A 20,543-nucleotide genomic window follows, 5' to 3' on the forward strand; every position below is an offset into this window, starting at 1 on the left:
GAAGTTAAGAGGTACATGTTAAATACGGAGGTCGTATGGTTACTGTCAGTTTGTGTATGATCGTGAAAAATGAGGAAAAAAATCTGCAAAGCTGCCTGGACAGCCTAAAGGGGCTCATGGATGAGATCATCATCGTGGATACCGGCTCTACTGACAGCACTGTTAATATTGCCCTGGCTAATGGGGCCAAGGTATATGACTTTAAATGGATAGATGATTTTGCAGCAGCCAGGAATTTTGCTTTTTCCAAGGCCGGGTGCGACTTTATATATACAGCTGATGCAGATGAGACAATGACCGAAGAGGGCAGGCAGATGTTTATGGGACTTAAGAGCCTGCTCACTGCAAGTGATATACCAGAGGGTGATGACCTGCCGGTAGATATTGTGCAGATGTATTATGTGGGTCAGCTGCAGGGGAAGCGCAGTGTGTATAACTATGACAGAGAGCTAAGACCCAAGCTCTTTCGCCGTGTTCGAGGCTTTTACTGGATCAATCCCATACATGAACAGATAAGGGTTGAGCCTATAGTTGTTGATTCTGATATAGAGATCATCCATCATATGGACGAGAGCCATGCTGCCAGGGATCTGGCCATATTTGAGAAGATGGTGGAAGAAGGAAGGCAGATCACTCCGGCACTTTTGGACTTCTATGCCAGAGAACTGTATATGGCAGGCAATAGAGAGAACTTTGAAAAGGCAGGGGATTTTTTTCGTAATATAACTGAAAGCGAAGAGAGCAGCGTGGATGATATCAGAAAAGCCAGCGTCATACTCTGCAAGCGCGCTTCTATCATGGGAGATTTGCAGGAGATGATGAAGTATGCTTTAAAGGAAGTGGCTGCAGGAGCCAGCTCAGAGACCTGCTGCGAGCTGGGGGATTACTATATGAAGGAAGGCGACCCGTCGGAGGCCAGCCTGTGGTACTATAATGCTGCCTATGAGCAGGTGCCGGTGCTGGATATCAGATCAGGTAAGGGAAGGCCTCTGATGGCGCTCTACAAATGCTACAGTATGATGGGCGATGAGAAGCAGGCACAGATGTTCAAGCAAAAGGCTATAGAGGAATGCGGGGAAGAGGACATCTAGGCTCCCCGGCGCGTATTAGTTGTTAATGTGGAAGTGTAAGATGAAAAGACAGATATATGAATCGGGACAATAATCCCTTATTTACAAATGCACTTTCGTATGATACAGTGATAGCATGCTAAAACGGTAAAGATCGGGAGGAAATCATGAGCTGGGAAAGTAATGTTAGAAAGGTAGTACCCTATACCCCGGGGGAACAGCCGAGGGATAAGAATATAATCAAACTTAACACCAATGAGTGCCCTTATCCGCCTGCACCGGGCGTAGAAAAGGTATTAAAAGGACTAAGCTATGAAGATCTGAGGCTCTATCCGGATCCGGAAGCTTCTAAGCTGGTAAAATCCATAAGCGACTATTACAAGGTGCCTGAAGATCAGATATTTGTGGGTGTGGGATCTGATGATGTGATCGCTCTTTCATTTCTCACATTCTTTAATTCCGGTAAGAAGATTCTCTTTCCTGATGTGACCTATTCATTTTATAACGTATGGGCGGAGCTCTTTGACATACCCTATGAGAGGCAGCCTCTGGATGATGATTTCAGGATCAGGGCTGAGGATTATAAGAAGGAAAACGGCGGTATCATTTTCCCTAATCCCAATGCGCCTACGGGAATACTGGAAAGCACCTCCATGATAGAAGAGATAGTGGCTGCAAATAAAGACAGCGTGGTGATCGTGGATGAAGCTTACATCGACTTTGGAGGGGAAAGCGTACTGCCCCTGATCGATAAATACGAGAATCTCCTGGTGGTAAGGACCTATTCCAAATCAAGGGCTATGGCGGGAATCCGCATAGGTTATGCGTTTGGCTCAGGGAAGCTGATCAAATATCTCTCTGATGCCAAGTTCTCCTATAATTCTTACACCATGAACCTGCCCTCTATAGAGCTGGGTGCGGCATCCATGGCTGATGATGAATATTTCAAAACAACTTGTAAAAAGATCATGGAGACCAGACGCAGGATCAAATGCGAACTTAAGGCGCTGGGATTTACTTTTCCCGATTCCCAGGCAAATTTCATCTTTGCAAAGCATGAGAATGTATCTGCCCAGTCTCTATTTTGCGCACTTAAAGCAAAGGGGATATATGTGCGCCACTGGAATGCTCCAAGGATAGAGGATTATCTGAGGATCACCATAGGAACAGATGAGGAGATGGACAGATTCATAGAAGAACTAAGGGATATTTTGGGAAAATAAAATGTGTCATAAATGTCAAAAGTTATTTGCACAAAAAAAGAACTATAGATCGCATTATTCTAAAATTATCTGATTTGCGATTCTATCTTGGCCTTCGGAATGGGACTTGTAATTCTCATTCCGAAGGCTTTTTAAATTAATTAAAGCTATGGTATATCATGGAAAACTCGAATATTTATTTAGTTTTTTACATGAGAAATCTTATCAAGCAAAAAAACTTGTCGATATACTTAAAGGAATTCTATCTACACTTTAGCTATTAATATCGTTGTAAGTGGTGTGTGATCTATATTTTTCTGAGCCCATATGGCTATGATCATTATCTATACTAAAAGGAGAGAGAATATGGCAAAGAAGGGCGCATCCGTAAATGAAGCAAAGATGTCAATGACAGGTCTGACTCCCAAGATACTGGGTCCTGCACTGGGAATCGTGGTATTTCTGATCCTGACACTGACCGTTACTCAGCTTAAGATCGTAAGTATCTTGACTGATCTTAATGCTCTGAAAGAAGAACACCTGATGGCTATGGAGGTAGCAGAGGATATCCGTTATGAGGGTCTGCACACATGCGAGATATTCACTGATATGTCCGCTACCAGGGATGAGGAAGTATTTGAAGAGGCAGAAGAGATCAAGGCCAATATGTATTCTCTTATGAATCAGCTGGTAGAGCTGGATGACGAATACGCTCAGGCTATCTCACAGATCAGGACCAAATATGATTCTCTATATGATCTGTGCCATAAAATGGCAAGGGCATATATAGATGAGGGACAGGATGCCGGTAATGAAGTAATGGAAGAAGTGGATGGTGAAACAGAAAGCTTCTCAGAAGCCCTGGATAAGACTGTTGAAGACGTGGAAAAAGAGATGGAGCAAAGTGTTGAAGCCATTGATTCCAGTACTATCACAATGGCTGCTATCAATACAGTATGCTCTATCATAAATATAATCCTGGGAATATGGATAGCAATATCGGTCATCAGGATTGTGATAAAGCCTATCCTGAAGGTGAGCTCAGCTATCACTACTCTGGCAGGAAGAGATCTGACAGCACCTAAGCTTGATATCAAGCAAAAGGATGAGATTGGTGATCTGGCAAAGGCTTACAATTCTCTGCAGGATTCCATGAAGGAGATCATGGGAGATCTGAACGGATCCACAGAAAAACTGGAGACTATGTCAGATGACATGAGTTCTCATTCTGATACTATTGCCAAGAATGTAAATGAGATCACCGGAGCAGTAAACCATGTAGCAGAGACTGCAGGCGAGCAGGCTGAAGATATCAACCGCTCTATGAGCGAGATTGATGGACTGCGCGATATTGCAAAACAGAATGAGGATGCAACGGATAACCTGTCCAAGGCCAGTGTTCAGATCTCTGAAGCTAGCAAAGCCGGAACTCAGGTTATGGATGATCTTTATAATATTACCAAGGAGAGCGAGCACTCCTTTGAGGAAATCTTTGACAGTATCAATAGGATCAAAGAGAGTACCTCCAAGATTGGTCAGTCATCTGATCTGATCCAGAGCATTGCATCCCAGACCAACCTCCTGTCACTGAATGCTTCTATTGAGGCTGCAAGAGCAGGCGAAATGGGTAAGGGATTTGCAGTCGTAGCAGATGAGATCCGTCAGCTGGCTGAAGACTCCGCAAGCAGTGCCAACGAGATCAATGAGATGCTCAAGGAGCTGCAGGCAAATGTGGATAACGCTAATCTGAAGAGTGAGAGCGTTAAGGATGCTGTTGAGCGCCAGGTAAGAGGCGTGGAAGATACCAGGACCAAGTACAATGATATCTCTGATAACCTGGAGATCATCAATAAGGAAGTACAGAGTCTGGGCAACGTAAGTAAGTCCATGACAGAGAGTTGTGAAAGAGTTGGTACAGCTATGGGTCATCTGGCAGAAGCAGCTCAGACCAATGCCGCAGCAACTGAAGAGACTAATGCTTCCATTGAAGAAGTGCTGGCTATGGTCAATGTCATTGCTGATGGCTCAGCTGATGTCAAGAAGCAGTCTGATGAGCTGAGGGTGATTGTAGAAAAGTATAAGCTGTAACTGATTTGACCTAAGGATCAATGATGTCGGATATACGTTTATTATTGATCGGATTGTTATAGTAATAATGTGCAAAATATTAGATAAATATATTTTACTAAATTGCAGTGCTAACAAGGTAAAATATTAGATTGAACGTTTGGTCAAGAGCCTACATTTCTAACGGAAATGGGGCTCTTTTTTTGGAACTTTTGTTATTGTTTTGGACTTTTTTTTCTGTTATTCTTGTAGGGCGATTCTAAGATTATTATGGGAGAGGTGTGTATGATTTCCAAATATTTGTATGTATTTCTGATATCTATGGTACCTATCGCAGAGCTCAGGGTAGCAATCCCTATCGCCCAGGGTTTTAAGGTGGCAGATCCGGCTTTTAACATGACTGTCGCTTATATTATCTGCGTGATAGGCAATATGATCCCGGTTCCCTTTATTTTCTTTTTTGCCAGGAGAATACTGGAATGGGGCGCTGACAAGCCCGTTATCGGTAGGTTCTTCTCATTTTGTCTGGAGAAGGGACACAAGGGCGGTGAGACTCTTAAGAACAAGGCAGGACGCGGCCTGTATTATGCCCTTTGGCTCTTTGTGGGCATTCCTGTTCCCGGAACAGGCGCATGGACAGGGACTCTGGCAGCTTCATTTCTGGACATGGATTTTAAGAGGAGCGTCAGGAGCGTTATGCTGGGCGTTCTTACTGCAGGTATCATCATGGCAGTGGGCAGCTTTATCATAGCTTCAGGATTTACAGCCATTACAGGCTGATCAATTTATAGCTTGCAGATCGCAAACTGATCTGTGAGTAGATTCACTTGTTACTCACATTAAAATGGAGGAGATAATGATGAGACGAACAACAAGGCTTATCGCAGCCCGTACCTTGCTGGCATCGATGCTGGGCACATATGCGCTCTCAGGCGTAAGTGCTTTTGACTCTATGGCAGCAGAGAGCGCTTCCGTCTTTGAAGAAGCTGCAGCAGAGACCGTAGCAGCAGAAGACGAGATAGCGGAAGTTACTATGCCCGATCTCGCAGACGGTGATCAGATAGTGATCTACCATCCTGCAAGCGGCACAGTATTGTCATCTTCTGTATCAGGCAAAAAGCTGGCCGGAGCAGCTGCTACAAGCACAGAAGATGGCCTGACTGTAGAGGAAGACTACGCCGTCCTTACAGTGGACGTTGATGAGAGCACAGGATATGTGACTCTCAGCGATGATGGCATGTATCTCACAAGCCCTGCTACAGGCAATGGACTGAGCCTGGAAGCCGAGGCAGGGGATTACAGCCACTGGCTTATAGAAAAGGCTGAAGCAGACGGCCTCTATACTCTTAAAAATACTCTGGCTGTGTTCAAGGATAGTGCGCAGTATCTTGAGTACTACAACGGATACACTACCTATTCCATGAAGACAGCAGGAGATGCATACTATTTTGCTCTTATGGATGCAGATAGTGTGAAGGCGCCTGCAGCTGAGGAGCCTATAGAGGATCAGCCCGGCGAGGATGAACTGCCCGGCGAAGAAGAGACTCCTCTTCCTGAGGATACTTCTCTTGTAAAGGACGGAGATGAGATAGTACTCTATCATCCTGCCAGCCAAACTGCCATGTCCGCTGCAGCATCAGGATCAAAACTTGCAGCAGTAGAAGCTGCAAAGGACGGAGACGGCCTGAAGATCGAAGGAGACTATGCTGTACTCACCGTCAATGTGAACGAAGAAAACGGATATGCAGCACTTGTTTCTGATGGTAAGTATCTGACTACAGGTGCTACAGGCAACAACCTGTCATTTAAGGCAGAGGCAGATGACTACAGCTACTGGCTCTTTGAAGAGGTAGAAGGAACTGATGGCCTTGTTACAGTAAAGAATATTGCTGCAGCATATAACGGCAATGCTCAGTACCTTGAGTATTTCAAGGGCTATACTACTTATTCATTTAAAGCAGGCAATGATGCATATCTTTTCTCCATATATGATGCTGACAAGATCAATGCAGCAGCTGAAGGCGAAGTGGTATATGACGAAAAGGCAAGTGTGACCGTAGCGCGTTTTGCAGGTACTGCTGATTATGAGGCAGCAGGCGTTACAGATCTGATCTGCGGCGACCTCTATGAGGACAATGACCTTCTCGACACCAATTCTGCTTTTACTGCAGTATTAAGCGGACAGAATGTTGGAGTATGGGAAAAGACAGCTGCTAACGGCGGCGAGAGCTACAACTACTACATGAGAGCAGTAGGCGTAGGTTCAGGCACTGATGACTATCTTCAGCTGACCTTCCCCGGAAGGGGCTATGCCAATATGGATATGGCTTTCCGTCTTCGTGCCAGCAATACAGGCGCAGGTTCATTCCAGCTGAAGGTATCAACTGACGGTGAGAACTTCACTAACCTGACAAAGGGTACATATTCATATTCCTATACAGATTATTCAGGAGAAGCTCCCGCACCTGTAGTAGGCAGCGGAGATATCACAGACGGTATCGCAAAGACATCTCTTTCACCTGCCAAGTATGTGGAGTTCACTTTTGAGCTTCCTGCAGAATGCAACAATGCAGATAAGGTCTATGTACGTCTGGTACCCGGAAGCGAAGCTGCCAAGTCAGGCAAGACCATCACCTCCGGCGGCACAGTACGTATGGACAGCGTAGTGGTCAAGGCAAATCCCGCCTGCGGCGGATCCATGACAGGCTATGTAAAGAGCAGCATCCCTTCAGGAGAAGCTGCCATCGGACAGAAGCTGACACTTTCGTCAGATACAAAGGATGCCAGGATCTATTACTCTCTTGATAAGGGAGTAAGCTACAGCGAGTATACAGAGGCAGTAGAGCTCACAGAGCTTCCTCTGACAGTAAGTGCTTATGCTGTAAGCGATAATAGAGCAGATTCTATCGTAACTATATACAGCTATACTAAGGCCGGCACTCCTTCTGTAAAGGCTACTCCCGGCGGCGGAGCCGTAAGAGTGGGGCAGAAGGTAAAGCTCACCTGCGAAGCAGAAGATGCTGTTATTTACTATGCATTTGCTGACAGCGCAGATGCCCAGGTGGCAGATGATGCATGGCAGACATATACAGAGCCTGTTGAGATCAAAGAGCTGCCTGCAGTGATCAAGGCTAAAGCCTGCAAGGAAGGCTGCAGTGAAAGCCCTGTATCTACAGCTTCATTTACATTAAGACAGAACGAGAATTACAATATCTATTTTGGACAGATCCATTCACATACCAGTTATTCAGACGGATCCGGTACCTGCGAGGAGGCATTTGCTCATGCTTCAAAGGTGGACAACCTGGATTTTTTGGCTGTAACAGACCACTCCAACTCACTGGATAATGCTGACAGCTCTGAGCTGGCCAAAAATGTAGACACTGCTGATACAGATGAGTGGACCATGGGACACAGCCTGGCAAAGCAGTATACAACAGATGATTTCGTAGCTTTCTACGGCTTTGAGATGACCTGGAGCAACGGACTGGGTCATATGAATACCTTTAACACACCCGGTTTCCAGAGCCGTACCCAGGCTGCTTACAAGACCTATGGCACAGCACTGAACAATTATTACAATACACTCTCTACTGTTCCGGATTCTATCAGCCAGTTCAACCATCCCGGAACAACCTTTGGTGATTTCCAGGATTTCGCATATTATACAGGCGAAAGAGATAACCTGATCACAATGATCGAGGTAGGTAACGGTGAAGGAGCTATCGGCAGCAGCGGATACTTCCCTTCATACGAGTACTACACAAGAGCTCTGGATAAGGGCTGGCACGTAGCACCCACCAACAACCAGGACAACCACAAGGGTAAGTGGGGCGATGCCAATACAGCTCGTACAGTCATCCTGGCAGACAGCCTGACTGAAGAGAATATCTATGATGCAATGCGCAGCTACCGTATCTATGCTACAGAGGATAATGACCTGTCCATCTATTACACTCTTGATGGCAATGTAATGGGTTCCGTCCTTGAAAAGGATATGGTAGGCGACGAGGTTACCATAAAGGCTGAGATCTCTGATCCTGATGCATCAGATACCATTGGCAAGGTAGAAGTCATCGTAAACGGCGGCCTCTCCATTGCAAGCCAGAACGTAAATGTTAACAAGGAAACAGTAACCTTCAAGGTTCCTGCAAATTATTCATACTATTATCTGAAGGTAACTGAGGGAGACAGAGATATCGCAGTAACAGCTCCTGTATGGGTAGGCGAAGTAGAGGCCTGCGGTATCAACAAGACATATACACAGACCGATCTGCCTGTTGCAGGTGAGGACGTGGATGTAAATGTTGGCTTCTATAACAATGAAAAAGAGCCCCTTAGCGTAGATTCACTGACTGTTACAGCAGACGGTGAACTGGTAAAGACTGTAAGCGCAGCTGAACTGGCAGAGGCAGGCGTATCAAGCCTTGCAACTGGCAGTGAAGCTACATACAGATTTGACTTTAATACCAGCAAGGTAGGTAAGGTCAAGCTGGATATCACTGCCAACTGCACTCTCAGGGGAGTGGCCAAGGTATACAAGGATGTCCTGGAGCTGAACCTGACAGATGCTTCGCTGGTATCCAATGTGATAGTAGACGGAAGCCACTATAATGACTATGTAACAGGTTACTACGGCGGCAACATGACAAGCTTTGTGAAGCTGGCAGCCGGTGACAATATCAGAGTCAGGATAGATACAGATGGTATTACAAGACAGGAGCTGGAGGACTGCAAGCTCCTCATCGTATCTGCTCCTGCAAAGAAATCAGGTACTGCAAATGCAGGTGATTATACTCCTGCACACTTTGAAGATGACTTTATCTCCATGGTGGCTGACTATGTGGCAGCAGGCGGAGACCTGATCGTATGCGGCCTGGCAGATTATCAGGACAGCACATCAGGCAGGACTGCAGAAGAGATCAACAAGCTCCTGGAGGGAGTAGGCGCTACCATAAAGCTCAACTCCGATGAAGTATGGGATGATGAGAACAACGGTGGTCAGCAGTACCGTATGTACATGACAAACCTGAACATGGACAGCTCCTTCCTGAAGGGTGTTGTAGAAGGCCAGGCATATTCACAGTACAGCGGATGCTCTGTAAATGTGGAAGATGCTGTGGAAAATGACAATGTATACGCAGCTGAGGCTCTGGTAAGAGGATTTGATACCACATGCTCCAAGGACTGCAAGGATGATGCAGGCAATAGCATCAAGGAGCAGCCTGTGCTCATCGAGCAGGGCAAGGTAGTAGTACTGGGTCACCAGGCTACCAAGGCAGGCGGAAATATCTTTGCAGCAGGCGGCGTGTTCATGTCTGACTTTGAAGTAAATGCAGAGATCGATAATAATGATTCACTACCTTACGCAAACCGCAATATCATCCTCAATATCCTGGATGGTGCAAAGACTGAACTGTCTCTGACATCTATCGCAGATGCAAGAAAAGGAAATATGGGCGACGTATTTGCAGTAGAAGGATACGTGACCAGCGGTACAGTGAATGAGAAGACCACATTCTTTGATACTATCTACATCCAGGACGAGACTGGCGGTATGGATATATTCCCTTACGCTGAGCCCGGTCTGGAGATCGGTACCAAGGTAAGAGTAGTGGGTAAGCTGGATGCATATCAGGGCGATCTGGAGCTGAGAGCTATCAGCGTAGATATCCTGGATGCTGAAAAGAAGATCTATGATCCAAGGCAGCTGTCCACAAAGGATGCTATGGATTATGACGCCTTTGGCGGAAGCCTCATCAGGACCAAGGGTAATGTTGAGAGAGTAGAATATGCTGAAAACGGCGAGACTGTAGCAGAGTTCTGGATCAAGGATGAGAGCGGCAAAGAAGCTGCTATCTTCATCGACGGTTATATCGCATCAGGTACTACAGGCAAGAACGAGATCGGAAGCTTTGTTAAGGAAGGTGCATATATATCTGCAGCAGGTATCCTCTATATGCATCCCGAAGGAGACAGCGATGTATCCGTGCCTGTACTGAGAGTACGTGACACAGATGATATCTTTGAGACAGAAAGACCTGCAGTAGAAGATCCCGGTGATCAGCCCGGAGGCGAGGAGCCCGGCGTAGAACCCGGCACAGATCCTGAACCCGAACCTGTGATCACCGGCAAGTGGGTGATCAGCTGGAGAGGCATCCGTTATGTCCTCAGCGATAAGACATACCTTAAGGGGCTTCAGACCATTGGTAAGAATACCTACTATTTTGACAAGAATGGATATCTGGTGCTGGATGAGTTCGTCAAGATCGGTAAGGACACTTACTACTTTGATATCACAGGCCGCATGGCAAAGGATTGCTACGTATTCTTTATCTACAGACGCGGCAAGTGGTTCCACTTCTTCCGCTTTGATAAAAACGGAAGACTGGTGGGATAAGGAGCACGGCTATTTACTTCGCTCACCGCACTTTAAATTGTGTTTTTACTAAATTCTTAAATAAAAGAGAATCCATCTTCTTAAGCCGACTTAAGAAGATGGATTCTCTTTTATTTACCGGGGGCTAAAGCCTCCAGTGACCGTTGAGGATGGTCGCCTTGACCGGCAGCGGATATCGTTTGATAATAGGTTGTAGGGACAGGGTAATAACGATTATAGGACTCGAGTGGTGCTAGGCGTGCGCTGATAAGAATTACCTTGGATGAGCTAACGAATACTAATTAACGGAGATATATAGAATTGATGGATAAAGTAAAGAGATATCTTGCTGCAGGGGCTTTTGTCCTGATAATGGTATTGATCATGATATACGCTTCAAAGGACAGGCCGCGTTACACTATGAGCGAGGATTCCGGTACGGAATATGAGACGGCGCGGGTCCTGACCCTGGTGGAAGACAAGACTGTAGTGGATGAGCAGACTGAGAATGTCAAGAAGGGATCTACGGTCCTGGATATAGAGATACTCACCGGCAGGTACAAGGGGCGCAGGGAGAGAGTGACCAACTACTACAGTGCTCTTTACAATGTGGACGTGGCAGAAGGCGACACGGTATCTGTGAGGATCGATACCACCGGAGTGGATCAGATAGATGTGAGTATCTACAATTATGACAGGATACCCTTTTTCTTTGGCATGATAGGGGCTTTCCTTTTGGTACTGCTGCTCATAGGTGGCAGGCAGGGACTTAAAGCCTTTGGGGGCCTTGTTTTCACGGTGCTGTGCATTGTATTCATCTTGCTGCCTCTGGCGCTTAAGGGATATGAGACTGTGCCGCTGACCTGCTTCATCATACTCATCACCAGTGCAGCATGTTTTTATCTTATAGGCGGTTTACAGGTCAAGACTGTATCTGCTGCTCTTGGCAGCTTTGGCGGAGTGGTGATCGCAGCTGTGTTTGGCGCGTTGGCAGGAAGGATAGGCGGTGTGACCGTATTCCAGACTGATGAAGCAGAGGCTCTGCTGTTGCAGGCATCCACCTTCCCTATGCATCTAAGGGGATTATTGGTGAGCAGTGTCCTCATAGCAGCAATGGGAGCTGTCATGGATGTGGCCATGACCATAGCATCTGCCCTGGATGAGATACATAGGCTGGGGCCAAAACGCAGCGAGAAGGAGCTGTTCCTCTCCGGTATGAAGATAGGCAGGGATGCCATGGGTACCATGGCAAATACACTGGTACTGGCTTATGTGGGAAGCGCTCTGAATATGCTGGTGCTTATATATTCCTACGGAGTCTCCTTTATACAGCTTGTAAATACTGATTTTGTTGCTATAGAGCTCATAAGGGCCGTATCAGGCAGTATAGGTATATTCGCGACAGTGCCTGTTGTATCCGGGATCAGTGCATTTTTGGAATGCAAGGCAGCCGGGAAGAAATAATCATGACTATAAAAGGATAAAAAAACAATGGATCAATATACAGATTTTGCAAGGGTATACGATACCTTTATGGATGAGACGCCTTACCACGACTGGGCGGGCTATATACATGAACTCATCGCCAAATACGGCGTTTCGAAACCCGCACTTAAAGTAAATGGAAATAAAAAAGTTGACGAAAATATAAATGAGGTGCCTGAAGGAGAGGCACCAATCAGCGAAGAAGCTGTTATGGCTGGCAAAGAGTCTGCCATCAGTGAAGAAGAGGCTCTGGAAGAAGAGAAAAACCTTGTGGTGGAGCTGGGCTGCGGCACAGGCTCTTTTACCACAGAGCTGGCAGATATGGGCTATGACATTATGGGAATAGACAATTCCTCTGAGATGCTGCAGATCGCTATGGAGAAAAATGAGGCAAGGGAAAGGCAGATCTTATATCTTGAACAGGACATGAGGGAGCTGGAGCTCTATTCCACAGCCGGTACTTTTGTCAGCGTCTGTGACAGCATCAATTATCTCACTGATCCGGGAGATGTAGTGACTACACTTGAAAAGGTGAATAACTATCTTTATCCCGGCGGTATCTTTATCTTTGATTTTAATACCGTGCATAAATACAGAGATATCATCGGAGATACCACTATCTCTGAGGACAGAGAAGACTGCGCCTTTATCTGGGACAATTACTATGACGAGGAGAGCTGCATCAACGAGTATGACCTGGCAATCTTTGTCAGGGAGGACAGCGGCCTCTATCGCCGCTTTACAGAGACCCACATGCAGAGGGGCTATAGTCTGGAGGAGATGAAGGAGCTGGTGGAGAAATCCGGCATGACTCTGATAGACTGCATCGACGCTGACAGCCATATGGCTCCGGATGAAGAGAGCGAGCGCATATATATTGTGGCAGGGAAGAATACGGACGCGAATAGCAAGGTGAACTGATCGGATAGGATCGGATAGGATAGGATAGGGAAGAACAGATCATATAGACAGGAAATACCGGTGACTGGAAACGCACAGTTGTGAAATGACCTTAGGGAGAGCTATCATGACTAATTCAGCTAAGGAGTATTACCATTTATCCAGCCTTTATGCACAGACCGGGGATGCTGATCTATTGATCAGCGCAGCCAAGATGCTAAAGGATGATTATGACTTGTCAAAAGAGAATAAGAATTTCATATACCGCAAGCTCCTTAGAGAGCATTTTCTAAGAACAGAGCTTCAGACAAAGGAATTCTACGAGCTCTTATTTGACATATATGATGACATTTATGAGGCATATCTTGCATGCTGGGGAGATGATCTCAAGCGTATCCCCGCAGGAGAATTGAATAATAATCTGGTCTTTATATTTTCCTCACAGTTTCTGACAGGTAAGCACGCTCCCAGCAGGATAGTCCTGGACAGGGCATATATTTTCCAGAAGATGATGGGCAAAAGGGTCCTGATCATCAATACGGCGGACATACTTCCTGCTTTTGGAGGCATTCCGTGGGAGGATGATTTCTATGCAAATTATGACGAGAAGCTGTGTGAAGTAGACCAGCTGGAGTACAAGGATCAGGTATTTGACTTTTTTCAGTGCCCCAGGACCATGCCTGATGCGGGAGCAATGAAACTTCTGACAGATCTGCTAGAGAAGCTAAGACCCTGCCTCATCATGTCTGTAGGTGCATCCAATCTCACTGCCGATATATGCGGCAAGCTGGTAGCCTCTGCGTGTCTGTCAACAGTAGTTGAGGACATACAGCCTACAAGGAGCGGTTACCTTATGCTGCCAATAATGAAGGAGGGCAGGCAAAAAGAATACCTGGACATAGCAAGATCCAGAGGGATAGAGATTATAGGGGGCAGATTTACCTATGACCTGCATCCTGCAAAGCGTAAATACAGCAGGGGAGAATTTGGTCTTCCCGAGGGAAAGAAGATATGTGCTGTTGTAGGTACAAGGCTTGATCTTGAGATGGATGAGGGCTTTTTGGATATCCTAAAGAAACTGGCAGCCAAAGATATTGTAACAGTGATTGTGGGCGGATATGAGGGCTATCAGGACCTTATAAAAGACGATTCTGATTTGGCCGCTCATATCCTGAATCCGGGGGCGGTATTGGATTTGCCGGGCTTCTTCTCCTGCATTGATATTTATATCAATCCAAGGAGAGTGGGAGGCGGTACCAGTGCCGCAGATGCTCTTAATAGCGGCGTACCGGTGGTAACAGTCCGCTGCGGGGATGTGGCTGCCATATCCGGGGACGAATTTTGCGTTGACAGTTATGATGATATCTATGAGAGAGTGTTAGAGCTGGCAGGGGATGATGGCTATTATAGTCAAATGAGTACCATTGCCAGAAAAAAAGCGTCGGTACTTTGCGATGGTGCCGGAGAATTTATCAGAATGATCACAAAGATAAATAAGTGTGAAGCAAAGATGTGTTTAATATAAGCAGTGCTGCAACGGCTTTACTAGTGCCAGACTTCACGGGAAAGATTCTTTTTGTTATCATAGAAATAGGTATGTAGATAGCCGGAGCATATTTGGCAAAATGTTATGACGTAAGGGTCAAAAGTCATTTCGATTCGAGCTTGCTCGAAATCGAATATGAATTTATGACCCGCAAAACATGAGCAAAGTAGCACGTAGTGCGGATTTGCGAATGTTTAAGGATTGTGAGAGTTTCGAAGAAACGGAACAATCCGTTAGTCATAAGGTGTCAAAAGGAACTTTTGACACCTACCTCATGTTATAGGAATGGAACAATAACAGATGCATACGGATGGAGGCCCTATGACACATATTTATATGGATATGATGGAAGACTCTCTGCGTAAGAAGATTGAAGTGATGCAAAAGATTGAGAAGCTCAACCTGCGTCAAATGGAAATCTTAGAAGATCAGCAGCATATGGACAGCGACGGCTTTGACGACTGCGTAAGGCAAAAGGGTGACCTGATCGATGAACTGACTATACTCAATGACGGCTTTGACAGTCTCTTTGCCAAGGTGGGAGAAGAAATCGAGGGGCACAAGGAGGATTATAAGGAGCAGATACAGAGGATGCAGGCTCTCATAAGGGAGATAACAGATCTGTCCAATACTTTGCAGGTGGAAGAACATAAGAATAAGAATCTGGCGGATTACTATTTCTCCTCTCTAAGGAAAGAAATGAAATCAGGCAGGCAGACTGCTGCTGCAGCGCTGAATTATCACAATATCATGAACAAGGCTGAGAATGTTGCACCGCAGTTCTTTGATAATCAGGGGTAAGCAGGGTTCTTGAAATATAAATAGAACATATTTGATAGAGAGCTGGCTCGGATCAAAAAGATATTTGACGCTTGTGTCATCATACAGATCAGAAAGAGTTTATATTCCTTGAGGGAGTATAAACTCTTTTTTTGAACATTTTTTGTTAATTGACTCAGTTTTTATAAGAATCTATTAATCTTTTGCTCTTATATACCGATATAGGCAGTAAGACAGAATAGGGTCTGACTATGCCCCTCTTCTGATAAATATAGATGTAACAATACACATATGATGAACTGATCGGCAAAACACAAGGAAGTGAAGACATACTGCTGCAAAGGCACAGGGCAGCACCGATCGATACCGACATGGAGGTGATAAATCATGGCAATCAATCCAATCCAGCAAGCGAATGTGATGCAAATACAGCAGGTACATCAGGCTTCTCAGGCTAATCCTGCCAGGCAGCCTGATCATGAAGGGCATCACAGCCAGTTAGACGGTTCAGGAAATACAGCAAGTCAGGTGGCAGCAGAGGTTCCTACTGTTGCAAGACCTGCTGAGACAAATGCTCATGGCAGAAATGCCCGTGATGAAGAGCAGGGGAAGAATAGTCAGACCCAGGCATCTTTTACCCAGTCTCTCGAGGTATCTCAGGAAGTAAATGAGAAGAATAACGAGAGGATCCGCAAGGCTGTCAGTGAGATGAACAAGAAGATGCGTTCCAATACTGAGGCAGTATACGGATATCATGAAGACACTAACCGCGTTACCATCAAGATAATAGATAAAGAATCTAAGAAGACCGTAAAGGAATTCCCCGCTGAGGAGACTCTTGATATGATCGCCAAGGCATGGGAACTGGCAGGTCTTATGGTTGATGAGCGCAAGTAATGATCGGAGGTTCTTATGACTAACAGGATTACAGGCCTGAATTCCGGCCTAGATACGGAATCTCTTATTACGGCACTCACACAGCGTTATCAGACTAAGGTAGACAAGAACAAGGGCGGCCAGACCAGACTCATGTGGAAGCAGGAGCAGTGGAAGACCACCAATAAGTCCATCGTATCGTTTTATAACGGCAGTCTGAGCAAGATGCGTATGTCAGATGCCTACAATAAGAAAACAACAAAATCATCAAATTCCAATGCTGTATCTGTTGTAACAGGCGCTAATGCAATGGTAGCAACTCATACAGTATCATCCACCAAGCTGGCAAGGAGTGCATTCCTGACAGGTAATCAGCTAAAGGATGGAGATGAGCCCAAGGCGAAGGAAACAAAGCTCTCTGATCTGGGCGTAGAAGCAGGTACAGAGATCAGGCTGAAAATGGGCAAGGACGGAAGCGAAAGCCTGTCTGTAACAGTGGGCGAAAATGAGACACTGGAGTCCCTTGCAAAGAAGCTTGCAGAGGCAAAAACAGACAGCGGCGTGGGCGTAAATGCCAGCTATGACAGCGCACAGGGAAGATTTTATATATCCGCTGAAGCTACAGGCGTAAAGAATGCTTTTGAAGTTGACAGCAGTGTAAACTCCGAGGCTCTTGAAGCACTGGGGCTGATAGGTCTTGATAGTGAAGATCAGTATCAGGCAGCCGCAGATTCTACCATAGTAATGGATGGAGTTACTTATACTTCAGATTCCAATACCATGGAGATCAACGGCCTGACTATCACCATAGGCGGAGAAACGGATTCTCCTTTTACCCTGACTACTGAGAATGACACCAGCGGCATCTACGATATGGTCAAGGGCTTCCTGAAAGAGTACAACGAACTCATCAAGAGTCTGGATACACTCTATAATGCTGACAGTGCCAAGAAGTATGATGTGCTGACCCAGGATCAGAAGGATCAGATGTCTGATGATGAAGTCAAGGAATGGAATGAGAAGATAAAATCCGGACTTTTATCCAGAGACAGTACATTGGAAAGTGTTATCAATACCCTTAAAAATGCCATGGGAAAGAGCTATGCAGTAAATGCCGTTGAGAGTGACGGCGGCGGAGACTACGAGAAGTACAACCTGTCTGTATTTGGAATCAATACCCTGGGCTATTTCAATGCCGCTGAGAATGAAAGGGGCCTGTATCATATCGATGGTGATCCTGATGATACAAATACTGCAAGTAAGACAGATCTCTTAAAGGCTGCTATAGCGTCCGATCCTGAAAAAGTCAGCAATTTCTTTACCAACCTGACCAGGACTATTTATAAAGAGTTGGGTAATCTGATGAAGGGTACTGACTATTCCAGTGCTTATACAGTATATGAAGATAAGCTGATGGCTTCTCAGTACAGCTCCTACAACACCAAGATCAGCGATGCGGAAAAGGCCTTGGAGCAAAAGCAGGACTACTACTACAACAAGTTTTCAAAGATGGAGAGTGCGTTGTCCAAGATCAATTCCAGCTCATCAGCTCTTGGAGGAATGATCGGAATGTAACTAACAGTCGGGATGGAGGAAACTAATGGTAGCTAATCCTTATGCGCAGTATACCAACAACAAGATAATGTCAGCATCGGGGCCTGAGCTGACGCTGATGCTCTATGAAGGAGCTATCAAATTCTGCAATATGGCAGAAAATGCGGTAGAGAAAAAGGATATTCAAAACGCACACATCAATATAGTCAAGGTAGAGAACATCATTGGCTATCTGAGAGAAACCCTGAATATGAAATACGCTACGGCTCAGGATTTTGAAAATATATATTCGTATCTGGCTTCCCGTTTGATCCAGGCTAATATCTCAAAGGATATTGAGATATTAAAGGAAGTGAACACTCACCTTCATTCTGTAAGGGATACCTGGATCGAGGTGATGAAGGCCAACAATGTACCCATACCCAACAGCTATATGCAAAAGGGTTGACAACTAAAGAGTAGTATTAAGGGGTCCTTAGAAGAGGACCCCTTTGTGGTGTCTTTATTAAGCTATGTACGTATGATCTGTCTGATAAGAGGGCAAAAATATGTATAGTGACTTGAAAAACAGGATTGAAAAGGAGTGTAGACTTCTATATCAAAATAATGAGAAAGAGGCTATGCCGGTATATATGGATATTGTAAAAGAGCTTTTGTCTGAGATTGGAGAGTTGATGACAAATGGAGTGGGAACCGCCCCTCAGGCTATGGAGAATATCACATATGCCGTTGAAGCCTATAAACATCTTGATGTGATAGGGATGGCTGATTATCTGCTGCTGGCAGGGGAGGTGCTGGATGGCTGATCTGTATCAGAAGAATCTCAAAGCTGCCGAGAAAAAGGTTATTTTTTCCCAAAAGAAAGTGGAGGAATGTGAGCTTGCCCCATATGCGAGCATAGCTGAGGACGGAAAGGGACAAAAGGTATTATGTCTTGAACATGAGGGCTATACCTACGCCATGTCCAGCCTAATAGATGCAGATATGTCTTCGGAATGTCTGGCTGAAAGAAACAATGACCCTCATATGTTTGAGAATTACTGTCTTTTTGGGCTGGGAGACGGAAGAGCTGCAGAGAAGATCATGGATAATCTTCTTGATAATAATATCCTCTTTGCCATAGAGCCTGATATTGAAGTGTTCAAGTTTAATATGCAGCATTTTGATTATACGAGGCTCTTTAAAAAAGAGAATTTTATACTTTTGACAGATATCGAGGAGATATATGAAGAGTTTTCCAATGTGATATTTAATCTGACCAATGCTTCTTCTGAGTATCCCATCAGGCTCATAATCAGTCCGGGCTATGATGTTATATATTCTGAGATCTGCAGGAAATGCATTGACATCATGAATTTTAACAAGACGGAGCAGGCTTCATCGAGAGTTACCATTGAACGTATGAACAGTGCGATCAATGAGAATAATATAGTAAGTCTTCCCATTTATCTCAGGTCGTCGGATCTGTTTTGTCTCAAAAAAGCTTTTGAAGAGAATGATATAGAAGATGTACCTGCTATTATCGTGGCGGCAGGCCCCTCTCTTGATGAAAATATTGAGGATCTGAGAAAGGCCTGGGGCAAGGCTTTGATCATAGCCGTGGATTCTGCCTTCAGGACTTTGGACAGTCACGGAGTTGATTATAATATTGGTATAACCATCGATCCCAAGAAGCCTTTTTCCATATTTGAAAAAGAGCTGGCAAAGGGTAAGCCTCTTATAAGCGGCCTGTCAGGTAATCGTGAAGCAGTAGCTCAGTGGAAGGGCAGGCTTTTCTTTACCGGAAATGGTCAGGTGAAATCAATTGTTGAGAATTCTTTTTTCTCCGGCAAAAACAAGCACCCCTTTATCCCTATTAATTCCGGAGGATCTGTAGCAACAGATGCTTTCTATACATTAATGGTATTGGGCTTTAAGAAGATAATACTTGTAGGACAGGATCTGGCTTATAAGGGCGACTTGGGTCATACCAGCGAGTATGCGCTTGAAGAGAGCAAGAGCTATCTGGATAAGAGGGGGACTGCTCTTGTAGAGGGCTGGAATGGCGATATCCTTAGAACAGATGACCAGATGAAGTATTATCTGAAATGGTTTGAGAAGATGTTTATGGCATATAAAGGCCAGCTGGAGGTCATAGATGCAACTGAGGGCGGAGCCAAAAAAGAAGGTGCAAGGCAAATGACACTTGCAGCTGCCATAGACGAGTATTGCAAAAGAGAGATTGATTTTGACAGGATCATAGAGGAATGTGATTATGCTTTTGACGATGATGAGCGAAAGGAAATGACAAAAGAGCTGTCTACCATTGAACAAAAGCTCATAGATTATCGGGGAAGGCTGCTAGGCTATAAAGAGGCTAATCTCAAACTAAAGAAGCTCTTTGAAGAAGGAAAGACTGAAGGCTCCGCCTTTAAAAATACCTACAAGCAGGTTAAAAAAGCAAATGCCATGGGACAGAAGGAGAAGCTCTATCCCCTGGTGTCCTCCTATGATCAAAAACAGTCCTGGAAATTTGCGGATGTAGTGGCTGATCCAAATAAGAGCATTGAAGAGGTGCTCTTTGCAGGAAGTGAACTGATGGGTGTTTATATAAGTAACATTGATGAAATTATCAAATTAATAAAAAAATATTGGAAAGACCTATAATATTTTTGATTTTTCTGTCGATAATTATTGTGTAAGCG

The 20,543-nt window shown here is 45.1% G+C and carries 14 protein-coding genes; all 14 read left to right on the plus strand.

Going from position 1 to position 20,543, the window contains the following annotated elements; genetic code table 11:
• Window positions 1–35: 35 nt before the first annotated feature.
• The 14 genes from G636_RS18260 (at window position 36) to G636_RS0111055 (ending at window position 20,505) form a co-directional block, all read left to right on the plus strand.
• Window positions 36–1,091, plus strand: a complete 1,056-nt coding sequence (locus tag G636_RS18260; RefSeq protein ID WP_035779563.1) for a tetratricopeptide repeat-containing glycosyltransferase family 2 protein — start codon at window positions 36–38, stop codon at window positions 1,089–1,091.
• A gap of 146 nt (window positions 1,092–1,237) precedes the next feature.
• Window positions 1,238–2,293, plus strand: a complete 1,056-nt coding sequence (hisC, locus tag G636_RS0110995; protein ID WP_026508098.1) for a histidinol-phosphate transaminase — start codon at window positions 1,238–1,240, stop codon at window positions 2,291–2,293.
• 345 nt (window positions 2,294–2,638) lie between these two features.
• The gene (locus G636_RS0111000) at window positions 2,639–4,360 is read left to right on the plus strand and encodes a methyl-accepting chemotaxis protein (RefSeq protein WP_026508099.1); all 1,722 of its coding nucleotides are present in this window, start codon (window positions 2,639–2,641) and stop codon (window positions 4,358–4,360) included.
• 264 nt (window positions 4,361–4,624) lie between these two features.
• On the plus strand, window positions 4,625–5,119 hold the full coding sequence (locus G636_RS0111005) for a COG2426 family protein (RefSeq protein WP_035779565.1): 495 nt from the start codon (window positions 4,625–4,627) through the stop codon (window positions 5,117–5,119).
• A 76-nt stretch (window positions 5,120–5,195) separates the two neighbouring features.
• Window positions 5,196–10,739, plus strand: a complete 5,544-nt coding sequence (locus G636_RS19620; protein WP_051226916.1) for a CehA/McbA family metallohydrolase — start codon at window positions 5,196–5,198, stop codon at window positions 10,737–10,739.
• 303 nt (window positions 10,740–11,042) lie between these two features.
• Window positions 11,043–12,182: a YibE/F family protein gene (locus G636_RS0111015; RefSeq protein ID WP_026508101.1), complete on the plus strand. Its 1,140-nt coding sequence runs from the start codon at window positions 11,043–11,045 to the stop codon at window positions 12,180–12,182.
• Window positions 12,183–12,209: 27 nt separating this feature from the next.
• On the plus strand, window positions 12,210–13,124 hold the full coding sequence (locus tag G636_RS0111020; RefSeq protein ID WP_026508102.1) for a class I SAM-dependent DNA methyltransferase: 915 nt from the start codon (window positions 12,210–12,212) through the stop codon (window positions 13,122–13,124).
• A 106-nt stretch (window positions 13,125–13,230) separates the two neighbouring features.
• Window positions 13,231–14,628: a glycosyltransferase gene (locus tag G636_RS0111025; protein ID WP_026508103.1), complete on the plus strand. Its 1,398-nt coding sequence runs from the start codon at window positions 13,231–13,233 to the stop codon at window positions 14,626–14,628.
• 342 nt (window positions 14,629–14,970) lie between these two features.
• Entirely contained in the window at window positions 14,971–15,450 is a 480-nt protein-coding gene (locus G636_RS0111030) for a hypothetical protein (protein WP_026508104.1), read from the plus strand.
• Between the two features lie 366 nt (window positions 15,451–15,816).
• Window positions 15,817–16,326, plus strand: a complete 510-nt coding sequence (locus G636_RS19625; RefSeq protein ID WP_026508105.1) for a flagellar protein FlaG — start codon at window positions 15,817–15,819, stop codon at window positions 16,324–16,326.
• Window positions 16,327–16,341: 15 nt separating this feature from the next.
• Window positions 16,342–17,880: a flagellar filament capping protein FliD gene (fliD, locus tag G636_RS0111040; RefSeq protein ID WP_026508106.1), complete on the plus strand. Its 1,539-nt coding sequence runs from the start codon at window positions 16,342–16,344 to the stop codon at window positions 17,878–17,880.
• Between the two features lie 25 nt (window positions 17,881–17,905).
• Window positions 17,906–18,307 (plus strand): flagellar export chaperone FliS, encoded by a 402-nt coding sequence (gene fliS, locus G636_RS18275; protein WP_051226918.1) that lies wholly within the window; start codon window positions 17,906–17,908, stop codon window positions 18,305–18,307.
• A gap of 100 nt (window positions 18,308–18,407) precedes the next feature.
• On the plus strand, window positions 18,408–18,665 hold the full coding sequence (locus G636_RS0111050; RefSeq protein WP_026508107.1) for a hypothetical protein: 258 nt from the start codon (window positions 18,408–18,410) through the stop codon (window positions 18,663–18,665).
• Window positions 18,658–20,505: a motility associated factor glycosyltransferase family protein gene (locus G636_RS0111055; protein WP_026508108.1), complete on the plus strand. Its 1,848-nt coding sequence runs from the start codon at window positions 18,658–18,660 to the stop codon at window positions 20,503–20,505. The genes G636_RS0111050 and G636_RS0111055 overlap by 8 nt, the downstream gene beginning before the upstream one ends.
• The last annotated feature ends 38 nt before the right edge of the window (window positions 20,506–20,543 follow it).

This window comes from Butyrivibrio sp. MC2013 (assembly GCF_000424585.1).
Taxonomy (GTDB): domain Bacteria; phylum Bacillota; class Clostridia; order Lachnospirales; family Lachnospiraceae; genus Butyrivibrio.

Coding starts and splice junctions, on each gene's coding strand:
- G636_RS18260 (WP_035779563.1), top strand. CDS start 36: ATGGTTACTGTCAGTTTGTGTATGATCGTGAAAAATGAGGAAAAAAAT.
- G636_RS0111005 (WP_035779565.1), top strand. CDS start 4,625: ATGATTTCCAAATATTTGTATGTATTTCTGATATCTATGGTACCTATC.
- hisC (WP_026508098.1), top strand. CDS start 1,238: ATGAGCTGGGAAAGTAATGTTAGAAAGGTAGTACCCTATACCCCGGGG.
- G636_RS19620 (WP_051226916.1), top strand. CDS start 5,196: ATGATGAGACGAACAACAAGGCTTATCGCAGCCCGTACCTTGCTGGCA.
- G636_RS0111030 (WP_026508104.1), top strand. CDS start 14,971: ATGACACATATTTATATGGATATGATGGAAGACTCTCTGCGTAAGAAG.
- G636_RS0111025 (WP_026508103.1), top strand. CDS start 13,231: ATGACTAATTCAGCTAAGGAGTATTACCATTTATCCAGCCTTTATGCA.
- G636_RS0111050 (WP_026508107.1), top strand. CDS start 18,408: ATGTATAGTGACTTGAAAAACAGGATTGAAAAGGAGTGTAGACTTCTA.
- G636_RS0111000 (WP_026508099.1), top strand. CDS start 2,639: ATGGCAAAGAAGGGCGCATCCGTAAATGAAGCAAAGATGTCAATGACA.
- G636_RS0111055 (WP_026508108.1), top strand. CDS start 18,658: ATGGCTGATCTGTATCAGAAGAATCTCAAAGCTGCCGAGAAAAAGGTT.
- fliD (WP_026508106.1), top strand. CDS start 16,342: ATGACTAACAGGATTACAGGCCTGAATTCCGGCCTAGATACGGAATCT.
- G636_RS19625 (WP_026508105.1), top strand. CDS start 15,817: ATGGCAATCAATCCAATCCAGCAAGCGAATGTGATGCAAATACAGCAG.
- G636_RS0111015 (WP_026508101.1), top strand. CDS start 11,043: ATGGATAAAGTAAAGAGATATCTTGCTGCAGGGGCTTTTGTCCTGATA.
- G636_RS0111020 (WP_026508102.1), top strand. CDS start 12,210: ATGGATCAATATACAGATTTTGCAAGGGTATACGATACCTTTATGGAT.
- fliS (WP_051226918.1), top strand. CDS start 17,906: ATGGTAGCTAATCCTTATGCGCAGTATACCAACAACAAGATAATGTCA.